Source organism: Streptococcus mitis subsp. hohhotensis, from assembly GCF_000722775.1.
GTDB lineage: Bacteria > Bacillota > Bacilli > Lactobacillales > Streptococcaceae > Streptococcus > Streptococcus carlssonii.
Genome location: NZ_JPFZ01000013.1, coordinates 23,090 through 38,316, shown reverse-complemented (window position 1 = coordinate 38,316; position 15,227 = coordinate 23,090). Strand labels below are relative to the sequence as shown.

11 protein-coding genes are annotated in these 15,227 nt (G+C 40.5%); 8 read left to right on the top strand and 3 right to left on the bottom strand.

What is annotated here, in order from left to right; translation table 11 throughout:
* Positions 1-34: 34 nt before the first annotated feature.
* Positions 35-1,513, bottom strand: a complete 1,479-nt coding sequence (locus SK608_RS09015) for an AcpB/EbpR/MafR family transcriptional regulator (RefSeq protein WP_033678443.1) — start codon at positions 1,511-1,513, stop codon at positions 35-37.
* A gap of 483 nt (positions 1,514-1,996) precedes the next feature.
* On the opposite strand from SK608_RS09015, the gene rpoB reads away from it, so the two are divergent.
* The 3 genes from rpoB (at position 1,997) to ndk (ending at position 9,838) form a co-directional block, all read left to right on the top strand.
* Complete coding sequence (gene rpoB, locus SK608_RS09010) at positions 1,997-5,608, top strand: DNA-directed RNA polymerase subunit beta (protein ID WP_033678441.1); 3,612 nt, start codon at positions 1,997-1,999, stop codon at positions 5,606-5,608.
* Positions 5,609-5,640: 32 nt separating this feature from the next.
* Complete coding sequence (rpoC, locus tag SK608_RS09005) at positions 5,641-9,318, top strand: DNA-directed RNA polymerase subunit beta' (RefSeq protein ID WP_000228740.1); 3,678 nt, start codon at positions 5,641-5,643, stop codon at positions 9,316-9,318.
* Positions 9,319-9,424: 106 nt separating this feature from the next.
* Positions 9,425-9,838: a nucleoside-diphosphate kinase gene (gene ndk, locus SK608_RS09000; protein ID WP_033678439.1), complete on the top strand. Its 414-nt coding sequence runs from the start codon at positions 9,425-9,427 to the stop codon at positions 9,836-9,838.
* A gap of 247 nt (positions 9,839-10,085) precedes the next feature.
* Here ndk and cbpJ read toward each other — a convergent pair whose 3' ends face one another.
* Both cbpJ and SK608_RS12060 read right to left on the bottom strand, forming a co-directional pair.
* Complete coding sequence (gene cbpJ, locus SK608_RS08995) at positions 10,086-11,006, bottom strand: choline-binding protein CbpJ (protein ID WP_033678436.1); 921 nt, start codon at positions 11,004-11,006, stop codon at positions 10,086-10,088.
* Positions 11,003-11,176 (bottom strand): PhrA family quorum-sensing system peptide, encoded by a 174-nt coding sequence (locus tag SK608_RS12060; protein ID WP_023945399.1) that lies wholly within the window; start codon positions 11,174-11,176, stop codon positions 11,003-11,005. Before SK608_RS12060 ends, cbpJ begins: the two co-directional genes overlap by 4 nt.
* Before the next feature lie 188 nt (positions 11,177-11,364).
* On the opposite strand from SK608_RS12060, the gene SK608_RS08985 reads away from it, so the two are divergent.
* From SK608_RS08985 to lytR, 5 genes are all read left to right on the top strand, one after another.
* Positions 11,365-12,228 carry a helix-turn-helix domain-containing protein gene (locus SK608_RS08985; RefSeq protein WP_033678433.1) on the top strand — a complete coding sequence of 288 codons (864 nt, stop codon included), beginning with the start codon at positions 11,365-11,367 and terminating at the stop codon, positions 12,226-12,228.
* Positions 12,229-12,532: 304 nt separating this feature from the next.
* Complete coding sequence (locus SK608_RS08980) at positions 12,533-13,153, top strand: hypothetical protein (protein WP_033678430.1); 621 nt, start codon at positions 12,533-12,535, stop codon at positions 13,151-13,153.
* A gap of 84 nt (positions 13,154-13,237) precedes the next feature.
* Positions 13,238-13,681 (top strand): tRNA (adenosine(37)-N6)-threonylcarbamoyltransferase complex ATPase subunit type 1 TsaE, encoded by a 444-nt coding sequence (gene tsaE, locus SK608_RS08975; RefSeq protein ID WP_033678427.1) that lies wholly within the window; start codon positions 13,238-13,240, stop codon positions 13,679-13,681.
* Positions 13,671-14,189: a GNAT family N-acetyltransferase gene (locus SK608_RS08970; protein WP_033678424.1), complete on the top strand. Its 519-nt coding sequence runs from the start codon at positions 13,671-13,673 to the stop codon at positions 14,187-14,189. Before tsaE ends, SK608_RS08970 begins: the two co-directional genes overlap by 11 nt.
* Positions 14,190-14,196: 7 nt before the next feature.
* Entirely contained in the window at positions 14,197-15,213 is a 1,017-nt protein-coding gene (gene lytR, locus SK608_RS08965; protein WP_033678421.1) for a glycopolymer--peptidoglycan transferase LytR, read from the top strand.
* Positions 15,214-15,227 lie beyond the last annotated feature (14 nt).

Below are 15,227 nucleotides of genomic sequence, written 5' to 3'. Positions count from 1 at the left end.
ACAAAAGAAAATCGCAACAGGTTTTCTGTTACGACTAAGCTAGTCTTTCTTTATGAATTTGTGAACCCAAAAGGTGGAGGTGGTGAAATAGTTCTACAGTAGAAAGATTCCGACTACAAATAATGGGTTTCGGACAGTTGGAAACAGGGAAGGTAGTGATAACAATATCGTGTGGAATTTGATTGAAGATTGAGGAAGAGATACTGGACTTTTCCCAAGAGTCAAACAGATAGAGATTGTTACCGTAGTGGGAAAGGGTGTCAATTAGGTTTTGTGCGTGCTCACTATCTAGATGACTAATGACCAAAACACGAATTTTGGGAAGTTTTTGAAGTAATTGAACTAAAATTCGTTGTCCTTGGATCGAAAAGGCATAAACTAGATCTTGTAGCTTACTTGGGTGACTCTCTAGACCAATCTCAGCTAGATACGTCTGAAATTTACTTTTACTTACTTCAAATAGTTTTGGAAATTCTTTTTGGTAATTGGTTAAAATCAGAGACTTTTGCTTTTCAAGAGACTTGCTGCTAAGTGGGTGTAGAAAATCAGATTGGGCAGTATAGTGGAGGAGCCAAATCAATTCTTCGCGATTTGCAATCTGTAGGTGAAGTTCTTTAGATAATTCTTCTAAGATTTGACTCAATAAACGATAGGATTTTTGAATCTGATGAATATCTACTATCGCTTCATTACAAGGTTTATTTGTGATTTGAGGCAACTTTGCTGGTGTTGAAAATAGCTGTTCCAGTGCTTCTTTTGTAGGTTCAAAATGGAGTTTTTTAGCCAGTTTTTTGATATCCTGTTCAAACTGCGGAATTTGCATGAGAGAGCTGTAGTGACTGGTTAAAAGGGGAGTAGGATTTTCAATAAAGTATTTCCTCTTAAAGCGCTCCAGATTGATAGCTAGGGTATATTTGATTTGTCGTAGATTGCTGAGGTTGAGTGAAACTTGTTGGGCCTTCAAAAATAACTGAATCAAATCAGTCAAATACTCTTCGGAAATAGAAGGGAAGGGCCAATCAAGAAAGCTGTAACTTTGGCTAAAGTAGTCCAGATAAAAGGAGCGAATGTCCTCTTCTGCCCCCATCATGTTCAAAGGGGAAGGTTGTATGCTGATGCCATAATGTTGCGGAAGTTTAGTATTTAGATGTTGGATGATTTCCTGAACTCGTTCGCAGCTAATCATAAGTTCCTGAAATATTTGGTCAAGTGATTGTTCCTCTTTGAAAAATAGACAGTTCAAAAAAGAATAAGTTGGAGATTGTTCAAAGATAGCAATCCTAGGGTCTAAGGAGTTTCGGGCTTCAAACTGCAACTGAATACCTTCTTTTGTTGAGCGAATAAGGAGGTTAGGAAATAATTGCTCGAGCTTTAAAAGGTGTTCTTGCAATTCTTCGATTGAAAAATTCAGCTTCTCAGCCAAGACTGGAATTTCTATCCAATCTTGGTGTTTGGTTAGTTCTTCCAGTAACGTTAGCAAATTCTGTTCTGTTTCAGAAAGCAAAATATCCATAACAAACCTCCTTATATATTTATACATATATATATTAAAAGAAAAACCAAGTAAAGTCAAGAAAAACAGCCTAAGATAAAATAGGGAAATCGTAATTTACTATATTTTTCTTGAACAATTAAACTGAAAATGAAGTTTGCAAAGTAATCATTGAATTTAATTTTTTATAGGAAAAGATTTTGTCAAAAAATCGTTAATCCCCTTGAAAAATCTAGCTAAATAGGGTATAATATGAGTAATCATTTGTCGTAGGTTTTGTCTGAAATATTGTCCAGACAAGGCTCACAGCAGTTAAATCTTCTGAAAAAGTCAGATTTAGCTGCTCTTTTTGTGCTTTTTTTCAGGATTTTGAGTATTTGTAACAAAGACTTAAAGATTCTGAAAATTCGTCAAGAGGACACGGTGATAGGGGTTTTACAACCATATGACGATTAGAAAGCCTGATTGACAAGGCTTGGAACTTATTTACAAAGGAGAATCATCTTGGCAGGACATGACGTTCAATACGGGAAACATCGTACCCGTCGTAGTTTTTCAAGAATCAAAGAAGTTCTTGACTTACCAAATTTGATTGAAATTCAAACTGACTCATTCAAAGATTTCCTAGACCATGGTCTGAAGGAAGTGTTTGAAGATGTATTGCCAATTTCAAACTTCACAGACACAATGGAGTTGGAATTTGTTGGATATGAAATCAAGGAACCAAAATATACGCTAGAAGAAGCTCGTATCCACGATGCTAGCTACTCAGCACCAATTTTTGTAACCTTCCGCTTGATCAATAAAGAAACAGGCGAAATCAAAACTCAAGAAGTTTTCTTTGGTGATTTCCCAATCATGACAGAAATGGGTACCTTCATCATCAATGGTGGTGAACGTATCATCGTATCTCAGTTGGTCCGCTCACCAGGTGTTTACTTTAACGATAAAGTTGATAAAAACGGTAAAGTGGGCTATGGTTCAACTGTTATCCCTAACCGTGGAGCTTGGTTGGAACTTGAAAGCGACTCAAAAGACATCGCCTACACTCGTATCGACCGTACTCGTAAGATTCCATTTACAACCTTGGTTCGTGCGCTTGGTTTCTCAGGTGATGATGAAATCTTTGATATCTTTGGTGATAGCGAATTGGTTCGCAACACTGTTGAAAAAGATATCCACAAGAACCCAATGGACTCTCGTACCGACGAAGCTTTGAAAGAAATTTACGAACGTCTTCGTCCAGGTGAGCCTAAGACTGCTGAAAGCTCACGTAGCTTGCTTGTGGCTCGTTTCTTTGACCCACGTCGTTATGACTTGGCAGCTGTCGGTCGTTATAAAATCAATAAAAAACTCAATGTTAAAACACGCTTGCTTAACCAAACTATTGCTGAGCCATTGGTAGACCCTGAAACAGGCGAAATCTTGGTAGAAGCTGGAACAATCATGACTCGTAGCGTGATTGAAAGCATTGAAAGCCATTTGGATGGCGACTTGAACAAGATTGTCTACATTCCAAATGATGCAGCGGTTGTGACTGAGCCTGTTGTTCTTCAAAAATTCAAGGTTGTTGCACCAACTGATCCAGACCGTGTTGTAACCATCATCGGTAATGCTAATCCAGATGACAAGGTTCGTATCGTCACTCCTGCAGATATCCTTGCTGAGATGAGCTACTTCCTCAACTTGGCTGAAGGACTTGGCCGTGTTGATGATATCGACCACCTTGGGAACCGTCGTATCCGTGCGGTTGGTGAATTGCTTGCCAACCAAGTACGCCTTGGACTTTCTCGTATGGAACGTAATGTCCGTGAACGTATGTCTGTTCAGGACAACGAAGTCTTGACACCACAACAAATCATCAATATCCGTCCTGTAACAGCTGCGGTGAAAGAATTCTTTGGTTCATCACAGTTGTCACAATTCATGGACCAACACAACCCACTTTCTGAGTTGTCTCACAAACGCCGTTTGTCAGCCTTAGGACCTGGTGGTTTGACACGTGACCGTGCTGGATATGAAGTACGTGACGTGCACTACACTCACTATGGTCGTATGTGTCCAATCGAGACACCTGAAGGACCTAACATCGGTTTGATTAATAACTTGTCATCTTACGGACATTTGAACAAGTATGGTTTTGTTCAAACACCATACCGTAAGGTTGACCGTGAAACAGGTGTTGTCACAAACGAAATCGTTTGGTTGACAGCCGATGAAGAAGATGAATTTACTGTAGCACAGGCTAATTCTCGTCTGAATGAAGATGGAACCTTTGCTGAAAAAGTTGTCATGGGACGTCACCAAGGGGTCAACCAAGAGTATCCAGCTAATGTTGTTGACTACATGGATGTATCACCAAAACAGGTAGTTGCCGTTGCGACAGCATGTATTCCTTTCTTGGAAAACGATGACTCCAACCGTGCCCTCATGGGAGCCAACATGCAACGTCAGGCTGTGCCATTGATCAATCCTCAAGCACCTTATGTTGGTACTGGTATGGAATACCAAGCAGCTCATGACTCTGGAGCGGCTGTGATTGCTCAGTATGATGGTAAAGTTACTTACGCAGATGCTGACAAGGTAGAAGTTCGTCGTGAAGATGGTTCATTGGACGTTTACCACATCCAAAAATTCCGTCGTTCAAACTCAGGTACTGCTTACAACCAACGCACTCTCGTAAAAGTTGGCGATGTCGTTGAAAAAGGCGATTTCATCGCTGACGGGCCTTCTATGGAAAATGGAGAAATGGCGCTTGGGCAAAACCCAATCGTTGCCTACATGACTTGGGAAGGTTACAACTTCGAGGATGCCGTTATCATGAGCGAACGCTTGGTGAAAGACGATGTCTACACATCTGTCCACCTTGAAGAATACGAATCAGAAACACGCGATACAAAGCTTGGGCCTGAAGAAATTACTCGTGAAATTCCAAACGTTGGTGAAGATGCCCTTAAAGACCTTGACGAAATGGGTATTATCCGTATCGGTGCTGAGGTTAAAGAAGGTGATATCCTTGTAGGTAAAGTAACACCTAAGGGTGAGAAGGACCTTTCAGCTGAAGAACGTCTCTTGCACGCTATCTTCGGAGACAAATCTCGTGAAGTACGTGACACTTCTCTTCGTGTACCACACGGTGCCGATGGTGTCGTTCGTGATGTTAAGATCTTTACACGTGCAAATGGAGATGAGTTGCAATCAGGTGTCAACATGCTGGTTCGCGTCTACATCGCTCAAAAACGTAAGATCAAGGTCGGAGATAAGATGGCCGGACGTCACGGAAATAAAGGGGTTGTCTCTCGTATCGTTCCTGTAGAAGACATGCCTTACCTTCCAGACGGAACTCCAGTCGATATCATGTTGAACCCACTTGGGGTGCCATCACGTATGAATATCGGTCAGGTTATGGAGCTCCACCTTGGTATGGCGGCGCGTACTCTTGGTATTCACATCGCGACACCAGTCTTTGACGGAGCAAGTTCTGAAGACCTTTGGTCAACTGTTAAAGAAGCTGGTATGGATAGCGATGCCAAAACGATCCTTTACGATGGACGTACTGGTGAGCCGTTTGATAACCGCGTGTCAGTTGGTGTCATGTACATGATCAAACTCCACCACATGGTTGATGATAAATTGCACGCGCGTTCAGTCGGACCTTACTCAACCGTTACCCAACAACCACTCGGAGGTAAAGCTCAGTTTGGTGGACAACGTTTTGGTGAGATGGAGGTTTGGGCTCTTGAAGCCTACGGTGCGTCAAATGTCCTTCAAGAAATCTTGACTTACAAGTCTGACGATATTAACGGACGTTTGAAAGCTTATGAAGCTATTACAAAAGGAAAACCAATTCCAAAACCAGGTGTTCCAGAATCCTTCCGAGTTCTTGTCAAAGAATTGCAATCTCTTGGTCTTGACATGCGTGTCCTAGACGAAGATGACCAAGAAGTGGAACTTCGTGACTTGGATGAAGGAATGGACGAAGATGTCATCCACGTAGATGACCTTGAAAAAGCCCGCGAAAAAGCAGCCCAAGAGGCTAAAGCAGCCTTTGAAGCTGAAGAAGCTGAGAAAGCAACAAAAGCGGAAGCAACAGAAGAAGCTGCTGAAGAAGAATAAGCAGTTCACTTAGAATAGAAAGGGAAGAAATAGTGGTTGATGTAAATCGTTTTAAAAGTATGCAAATCACCCTAGCTTCTCCAAGCAAAGTCCGTTCATGGTCTTATGGAGAAGTAAAAAAACCTGAAACAATCAATTACCGTACCTTGAAACCAGAACGTGAAGGTCTCTTTGATGAAGTTATCTTTGGACCTACAAAAGACTGGGAATGTGCTTGTGGTAAGTACAAACGCATTCGTTACAGAGGAATTGTTTGTGACCGTTGTGGGGTTGAAGTAACGCGTACAAAAGTTCGTCGTGAGCGTATGGGGCACATCGAGTTGAAAGCTCCTGTATCTCACATCTGGTACTTCAAGGGAATTCCAAGCCGTATGGGCTTGACTCTTGATATGAGCCCTCGTGCCCTCGAGGAAGTTATCTACTTTGCGGCTTATGTGGTGATTGATCCTAAGGATACACCACTTGAGCACAAGTCTATCATGACAGAGCGCGAATACCGCGAGCGCTTGCGTGAGTATGGTTATGGATCATTCGTTGCCAAGATGGGTGCCGAAGCCATCCAAGACCTTTTGAAACAAGTAGATCTTGAAAAAGAAATTGCTGAACTCAAAGAAGAGTTGAAAACAGCTACTGGACAAAAACGTGTCAAAGCCATCCGTCGTTTGGATGTTTTGGATGCCTTTTACAAGTCTGGAAACAAACCTGAATGGATGATTCTCAACATCCTTCCAGTTATTCCACCAGATCTTCGTCCAATGTTGCAGTTGGATGGTGGCCGTTTTGCCTCATCTGACTTGAATGACCTTTACCGCCGTGTTATCAACCGTAACAACCGTTTGGCTCGTTTGCTTGAGTTGAATGCGCCTGGTATCATCGTTCAAAATGAGAAACGTATGCTTCAAGAAGCGGTTGACGCTTTGATTGACAATGGTCGTCGTGGTCGTCCAATCACAGGACCAGGTAGCCGTCCACTGAAATCATTGAGCCACATGCTTAAAGGTAAACAAGGACGCTTCCGTCAAAACTTGCTCGGTAAACGTGTTGACTTCTCAGGACGTTCCGTTATCGCCGTTGGTCCAACACTTAAGATGTACCAATGTGGTGTGCCGCGTGAAATGGCAATCGAGCTCTTTAAACCATTTGTGATGCGTGAAATCGTTGCTCGTGATATCGTGCAAAACGTCAAAGCAGCTAAACGCTTGGTGGAACGCGGAGACGAGCGTATCTGGGATATTCTTGAAGAAGTGATTAAAGAACACCCAGTGCTTTTGAACCGCGCACCGACCCTTCACCGTTTGGGTATCCAAGCCTTCGAGCCAGTCTTGATTGATGGTAAAGCCCTTCGCTTGCACCCACTTGTCTGTGAAGCCTACAATGCCGACTTTGACGGGGACCAAATGGCCATCCACGTACCGCTTTCAGAAGAAGCCCAAGCAGAAGCTCGTATCTTGATGCTCGCTGCTGAGCACATCTTGAACCCGAAAGATGGTAAACCAGTTGTTACTCCATCACAGGACATGGTTTTGGGTAACTACTACTTGACTATGGAAGAAGCTGGTCGTGAAGGTGAAGGAATGGTCTTCAAAGACCGTGACGAAGCGGTTATGGCTTACCGTAATGGTTATGTTCACCTTCACTCACGTGTTGGTATCGCAACAGACAGCCTCAACAAGCCTTGGACAGAAGAGCAAAAACACAAGGTCTTGCTTACAACAGTTGGTAAAATCCTCTTCAACGACATCATGCCAGAGGGTTTACCATACTTGCAAGAACCAAACAATGCCAACTTGACAGAAGGCGTTCCAGCTAAATACTTCTTGCCACTTGGTGGAGATATCAAGGAAGCAATCAGCAAACTTGAACTCAATCCTCCATTCAAGAAGAAAAACCTTGGAAATATCATCGCTGAAATCTTCAAACGTTTCCGTACGACAGAAACTTCTGCTCTACTTGACCGCATGAAGAACCTCGGTTACCACCACTCAACTCTTGCAGGATTGACAGTGGGTATCGCCGATATCCCAGTCGTTGATGACAAGGCTGAAATCATTGAAGAATCACACAAACGTGTAGAACAAATCACAAAACAATTCCGTCGTGGTATGATCACAGACGACGAGCGTTACAATGCTGTTACAGCTGAATGGCGTGCTGCCCGTGAAAAACTAGAGAAACGTTTGATTGCCAACCAAGATCCTAAGAACCCAATCGTTATGATGATGGACTCTGGAGCCCGTGGTAACATCTCAAACTTCTCACAGCTTGCCGGAATGCGTGGTCTGATGGCTGCTCCGAACGGACGTATCATGGAATTGCCAATCCTTTCAAACTTCCGAGAAGGTTTGTCAGTACTCGAAATGTTCTTCTCAACTCACGGTGCGCGTAAAGGTATGACCGATACGGCCCTTAAGACAGCCGACTCAGGTTACTTGACTCGTCGTTTGGTTGACGTTGCCCAAGACGTTATCATCCGTGAGGATGACTGTGGAACAGACCGTGGTCTCTTGATCCGTTCTATTGCAGAAGGAAAAGAGATGATCGAGTCTCTAGAAGAACGTCTCAATGGTCGTTACACTAAGAAAACTGTTAAACATCCAGAAACTGGTGCAGTGATTATCGGTCCAAATGAGTTGATTACAGAAGACAAGGCGCGTGAAATTGTTAATGCTGGTGTGGAAGAAGTGACTATCCGTTCCGTATTTACATGTAACACTCGTCACGGTGTCTGCCGTCACTGTTATGGTATTAACTTGGCGACTGGTGATGCGGTTGAAGTTGGTGAAGCAGTTGGTACAATCGCTGCCCAATCTATCGGGGAACCTGGTACACAGCTTACAATGCGTACCTTCCACACGGGTGGGGTTGCCTCAAATACCGATATCACTCAGGGTCTTCCTCGTGTCCAAGAAATCTTTGAAGCCCGTAATCCTAAAGGGGAAGCGGTTATCACAGAGGTTAAAGGACAAGTTACCGCTATCGAAGAAGATGCATCAACTCGTACTAAGAAAGTCTTTGTTAAGGGTGAAACTGGCGAAGGGGAATATGTCGTTCCATTTACAGCTCGTATGCGTGTTGAAGTTGGAGACCAAGTAGCGCGTGGTGCCGCTCTGACAGAAGGTTCTATCCAACCAAAACGTCTCCTTGCAGTTCGTGATGTCTTGTCAGTTGAAACTTACCTTCTCGGTGAAGTACAAAAAGTTTACCGTAGCCAAGGGGTAGAAATCGGTGACAAACACATCGAGGTAATGGTTCGTCAAATGATCCGTAAAGTCCGTGTCATGGATCCAGGTGATACAGACCTTCTCATGGGTACCCTTATGGATATCAATGACTTTACAGATGCTAACAAAGATGTCCTTATCGCAGGTGGAGTTCCAGCGACAGGTCGCCCAGTCCTTATGGGAATTACCAAAGCCTCACTTGAAACCAACAGTTTCTTGTCAGCGGCTTCCTTCCAGGAAACAACTCGTGTCCTTACGGATGCGGCTATCCGTGGTAAGAAAGACCATCTCCTTGGACTTAAAGAAAATGTTATCATCGGTAAGATCATCCCAGCAGGTACTGGTATGGCCCGTTACCGTAACCTTGAACCACATGCTATCAACGAAGAAGAATACCTTAACCCTCCAGTAGAGGAAGAAGGAAATGAAGAAACAACAGAAGTAGTTGTGGATACTGCCGTTGAAACTGTGGAAGAAACAGTAGAATAAAAGAGAATGGAGAACCTTCGGGTTCTCTTTTATTTTCTGAAAACTTTCTCCGTTTTTCCATAAAATGTGGTAAAATAAAAGAAAGAAGCTGACAAAGGAGACAGGTATGGAACAAACATTTTTTATCATTAAACCAGATGGTGTAAAAAGAGGACTAGTAGGTGAAGTGTTGAAACGCATCGAACAGCGTGGCTTTACAATCGAAAAATTGGAGTTGCGTACAAAGGTTTCAGAAGAGTTGATTGACCAGCACTATCAGGACTTGGTTGGTCAGAGTTTTTACCCACCGATTCGTGAATTTATGACTTCAGGACCGGTTCTTGTAGGTATCATTTCGGGTCCCAAAGTAATCGAAACTTGGCGGACTATGATGGGTGCGACTCGTCCAGAAGAAGCTTTACCAGGAACGATTCGAGGTGATTTTGCAAAAGCTGCTGGAGAAAACCAAGCTATTCAAAATGTTGTACATGGTTCAGATTCAGAAGAGTCAGCTAAGCGAGAAATTGCTCTTTGGTTTTAAGAGTGGATTGGCTCAATCAATTGGTTAAAAGCTCATTTGAATAGAAAGTATAGTCACATAAAAAAGAAAGGACTAACTTCGTCCTTTCTCATTCTTAGCTTTTCTTCAACCCACTACAGTAGATAAACATACTGAATAGCTACTGTCTTGACTCATTTAATTCTTAAAAATTGATAGAGTTGACCAATGGTAGAAAAAAGCTCTTTTTACTAAGTTAAGTATCAACTACAGTTACGATTAGCATTCGTTACCGAACCCATTCGCCATTATAATTGACAGAATAGCCATCTACGGTCGTATTCACTGCCAAAGCACCTGAGCTATAAGCATAGTACCATTTACTACCGACCTGGAACCAACCAGTTGCCATTGCTCCTGATGAACGAAGGTAGTACCAATGGTTACCAACATATACCCAACCTGTCTTCATATCACCATTTTTATTATCTAAATAATACCAAGTTGAACCATCTTGATACCAACCAATTGCCATTGCACCTGATGAACGGAGATAGTACCACTTATTGCCAATTTGCTTCCAACCAGTTTGCATGATACCAGTTTCTGAATCTAGATAGTACCAAGCTGAACCATCATTTATCCAACCTACACGTCTTTCACCGCCAAGATTCTTATTCCCAGAATTTCCTGTTTTTGCTAGGTAATACCAGTTAGATTGATCATAAAGCCAACCTGTCTTTAAATAATGATCTTGATCAAAGTAGTAGTATGCTAATTTAAGAACTTCGGGACCTTCCCAGCCTTCACCATGTTTTTTCCCAACGGTTAAGGAATATTTTAGCTCTAATTCTTGCCAACCAACAAACTCTTGTAGCACTCCATTTTCGTCAAAGTAGTACCATTCTGGCATTGGGGAACCTTCTAATCTGATACCATTAGGGTAAGGACCAATTGTATATCCTTTAACTGGCATTGGAATGTACTGCCAACCAACAACCATTTCGCCATTATAATCAAAATAATAGGTCTTCCCATCAATCACTCGCCAGTCCGTTTCTTTGAGGTCCCCCTTTTTGTAATAGGTTCTACCGTTTTCTTGGACAAACTGCCATCCTTCAGAGTTATCTGCAAATACTGTATTCGTAGCTAGCAAACCAAAGAAAATTACTGTTAGTCCAGCTTGCATAGTTTTTTTCAAAAGTTTCATTTATATATACCTCCAATATTAAATCCACTCACCAGATGAAGCGAAATTATAAACTTTACCATTTGTCTATTCTTCTGAACAAACTGTTGATAGGGAATTGTATTACCAAATGCAAGAACACTTAGTAATACAAATATAACTATTTTTTTAATTCCACGATTTCTCCTCATCTTATATTATGAACCTCCTTTCTTTCTGCTTAATTCTAACACACATATGAAAATCAGCCAAATTTTTATGTCTACTTTGACTTTTTTTTTTCTTATTACCATAAAGAATTATTCATTCCTTTAACTTGCTATTTTGAACTAAAAATTTTATAATGAAATTAAGCAAATAGGAAGGTTTATTATCTTTAATGAATACACTCGCAGAGAAATTCAGATTGAAAAGAAAAGAGTTGAGACTCTCCCAACAAACTCTTGCAGAAGGAATTTGTGAACAAAGCCAGATTAGTAAAATTGAGAGAGGGCATTTCATTCCCTCCGCAGACCTTTTGTTCAAACTCTCACAACGACTTGAAGTGCCATTAGATTATTTTTTTAATGAACAAATTGAAATTAAATCTAACCTCTCTAATTTCAAGCAATTATCTGCTCGACTATTAGATGACAGAAATTATGACGATTTGGAATATATTTATAGAATAGAGATTGAACGAAGTACTTTTCTAACACTAGAAGACCGAACTTACCTTGAATGGATTAAAGCTATTATTGATTTCTATCAATATGACAGTAAGTGTGAGGCTATTTCTTCATTGGAAAATATATTATTAAAAGTCTCTTCAAATACTCTGATTTATTTAAAGGCGTTGAATACTCTATCTAATTTCTATTCCTTAGTGGGTCGTGAACAAGAATATGAGGCGAACTACTCTCATTTGATGGAGTTATATCAGACAAAAAATTTTGAGCATCAAGAGTTTTTATTTGGCTACATCAGAGTTCGTTACAACTACGCTCACTACCTAGTATCAAAGGAAAAATATAACGAAGCCATCCAAGAAGCTCTTGAGACGATTGAACTCTGTAAACAAAGACAGACAAGCTACCAACTGGCTCCTCTACTTATTCTTGTAGGAAATGCTGGAGCTAAATTTCTAGACAGAGAACAAGTCAAAAATTATTATATAGAAGCAAGAGAGTTATGTAAGATTTATAACAATCCTTTAATGTTGATGAAGATAGAAAATTATTTAAAAGAATTAGATACTGTTTAGTTAATCTTGACATTATAGTTTTTCTGAAACGTTAAATAACCTGTAAGGCTGATAGTGAAATTAATACTATTAGCCTTATTTCAATTTATATTCTTCCAAAATCTCTTCAAACCACGTCAGCTCTATCTGCAACCTCAAAACAGTGTTTTGAGCAATCTGCGGCTAGCTTCCTAGTTTACTCTTTGATTTTTACTGAGTATTAGTATCTGGTGTTTGTTTAGCGTCTAAAAGAGACATTTGAGAAGATTGGAAACAGTTCTCTCTTTTCTCCTAGTATAATGATTGGTAGGAAGGGAGAGAAAAGATGAAATCAATGAGAGTCTTATTTTTGTTAGCTTTAATTCAAATCAGTTTGAGTAGCTGTTTCCTATGGAAGGAATGCATCTTGTCCTTTAAACAAAGTACAGCTTTTTTCATCGGAAGTATGGTCTTCGTTTCAGGAATCTGTGCTGGAGTAAATTATCTTTATACCCGTAAGCAAGAAGTCCATAGTGTCCTAGCCAGTAAGAAGTCAGTGAAGCTTCTTTACAGTATCCTGCTCTTAATTAATTTGTTAGGAGCTGTTCTTGTCCTGTCAGATAACTTGTTCATCAAAAATACGTTGCAGCAAGAATTAGTTGATTTTTTATTGCCATCCTTCTTTTTCCTATTTGGGCTAGATTTGCTGATTTTTTTACCCTTGAAAAAATACATGCGCGATTTGCTTGCTATGCTAGACAGAAAAAAGACAGTTTTGGTGACTATTTTAGCAACACTTCTCTTCTTAAGAAATCCAATGACCATTGTCTCACTTCTGATGTATATTGGACTGGGTTTGTTTTTTGCAGCCTATCTTGTCCCAAATTCTGTTAAAAAGGAAGTTTCCTTTTATGGTCATATTTTCCGAGATCTTGTATTGGTCATTGCTACGCTCATTTTCTTTTAGAGAAAGCTTGTTTTTATGGATGTTATGATGGTAAGTTTAGCAGTAAAATAGACACAAAAGAAAAGTTTTTGGTATAATAAGAATATGTACACAAAAAGTGAAGAAGAGTTGCAAGCCTTAGGGGAGCGTTTGGGTCATCTATTAGAAAAGAATGATGTTTTAATCTTAACTGGAGAACTGGGTGCAGGTAAAACGACCTTTACTAAAGGACTTGCTAAGGGATTACAGATTTCCCAGATGATTAAGAGTCCAACCTATACTATCGTAAGAGAGTATGAAGGTCGTCTTCCGCTTTACCACCTAGATGTTTATCGAATTGAAGGAGATGCTGATTCTATTGATTTAGATGAGTTTCTCTTTGGTGGCGGAGTGACTGTTATTGAGTGGGGAAATCTCTTAGGAGATGCCTTACCAGATACTTATTTAGAGTTGGAAATTCTAAAAGAAGAAGACGGTCGCAGATTACATTTCCAAGCAAAGGGTTTGCGTGCAGAAAAGCTTTTAGAGGAGCTTCAACATGGAGTATGAATTGCTCATTAGGGAAGCAGAGTCTAAAGATGCAGCTGAATTAGTGGCCTTTTTAAATCGTGTAAGTTTGGAAACAGATTTTACCAGCTTAGACGGAGATGGTATTCTCTTGACCAGTGAGGAGATGGAAATATTCCTCAACAAGCAAGCTAGTTCGGACAATCAGATAACCTTACTTGCCTTGCTGAATGATGAAATTGCTGGTATTATAAATATTACAGCTGACCAGCGCAAGAGAGTCCGTCATATTGGAGATCTCTTCATTGTGATTGGAAAAAGATATTGGAATAATAGATTGGGAAGTTTGTTGCTAGAAGAAGTCATAGAGTGGGCACAAGCAAGTGGCATTCTACGTCGTCTCCAACTGACTGTCCAAACTCGTAATCAAGCAGCAGTTCATCTGTATCAAAAGCATGGCTTTGTAATTGAAGGTCGCCAAGAGCGTGGAGCATATATAGAAGAAGGGAAATTTATCGATGTTTACTTGATGGGTAAACTGATAGATTAGTAGAAATATGGTTAAAAAAATTATTGGAATGGTGCTAGCTTTTCTAGCTGTGACAGTTTTGGGTGTCGGTGTTTTTGCTTATACTATTTATCAGCAAGGCACACAAACCTTATCAAAGACCTATAAAAAAATCGGCGAAGAAACCAAGGTTATTGAAGCAACAGAGCCTTTGACCATTCTGTTAATGGGGGTTGATACTGGGAATGTGGAGCGTACAGATCAGTGGGCTGGAAATAGTGATTCCATGATTCTCTTGACTGTCAATCCACATACTAAGAAGACCATGATGCTGAGTTTGGAGCGTGATATCCTGACTAAAATTCAACATAAAGATGGTAGTATTGAAGAAGCGAAGTTAAACGCTGCCTATGCTGGTGGCGGTGCAGAACTTGCTATAGAAACAATTCAAAAGATGATGAATATCCATATCGATCGCTACATTATGGTTAATATGCAAGGATTGCAACAATTGGTAGATGCAGTGGGTGGGATTACGGTTAATAATACACTAGGTTTCCCAATCTCTATCAGTGACCAAGAAGAATTTAATACCATTTCTATCGGTGTTGGAGAGCAGACAATAAATGGAGAAGAAGCGCTTGTTTATTCACGCATGCGTTATCAAGACCCAGAAGGAGACTATGGTCGTCAAAAGCGTCAGCGTGAAGTCATTCAAAAAGTTGTTGAAAAAGTTCTTAGTTTGAATAGTGTCAGTCACTACCAATCTATTTTAAAAGCCCTAAGTACTAATATGCAGACTAATATTGATTTATCTGCGAAAAGTATTCCAAGCTTGTTGGGCTATAAAGATTCATTTAAAACCATTGAAACACAACAGTTGAAGGGTGAAGGGGAGATGCTACAAGGCGTTTCTTATCAAATTGTTACGAGAAACCATATGTTGGAAATGCAGAATCTTTTGAGACGTTCTTTGGGACAAGAAGAAGTCACTCAGCTTGAAACAAATGTTGTCTTATTTGAAGATTTATTTGGACGGGTGCCTGTTAGTGACGAAGATAATTAACTTTCTTTATACAA

What these genes read in the sequence shown, in the direction of transcription:
- SK608_RS09015 (WP_033678443.1), bottom strand. Translation starts at nt 1,513, where the DNA reads ATGGATATTTTGCTTTCTGAAACAGAACAGAATTTGCTAACGTTACTG.
- ndk (WP_033678439.1), top strand. Translation starts at nt 9,425, where the DNA reads ATGGAACAAACATTTTTTATCATTAAACCAGATGGTGTAAAAAGAGGA.
- cbpJ (WP_033678436.1), bottom strand. Translation starts at nt 11,006, where the DNA reads ATGAAACTTTTGAAAAAAACTATGCAAGCTGGACTAACAGTAATTTTC.
- SK608_RS12060 (WP_023945399.1), bottom strand. Translation starts at nt 11,176, where the DNA reads ATGAGGAGAAATCGTGGAATTAAAAAAATAGTTATATTTGTATTACTA.
- SK608_RS08985 (WP_033678433.1), top strand. Translation starts at nt 11,365, where the DNA reads ATGAATACACTCGCAGAGAAATTCAGATTGAAAAGAAAAGAGTTGAGA.
- SK608_RS08980 (WP_033678430.1), top strand. Translation starts at nt 12,533, where the DNA reads ATGAAATCAATGAGAGTCTTATTTTTGTTAGCTTTAATTCAAATCAGT.
- tsaE (WP_033678427.1), top strand. Translation starts at nt 13,238, where the DNA reads ATGTACACAAAAAGTGAAGAAGAGTTGCAAGCCTTAGGGGAGCGTTTG.
- SK608_RS08970 (WP_033678424.1), top strand. Translation starts at nt 13,671, where the DNA reads ATGGAGTATGAATTGCTCATTAGGGAAGCAGAGTCTAAAGATGCAGCT.
- lytR (WP_033678421.1), top strand. Translation starts at nt 14,197, where the DNA reads ATGGTTAAAAAAATTATTGGAATGGTGCTAGCTTTTCTAGCTGTGACA.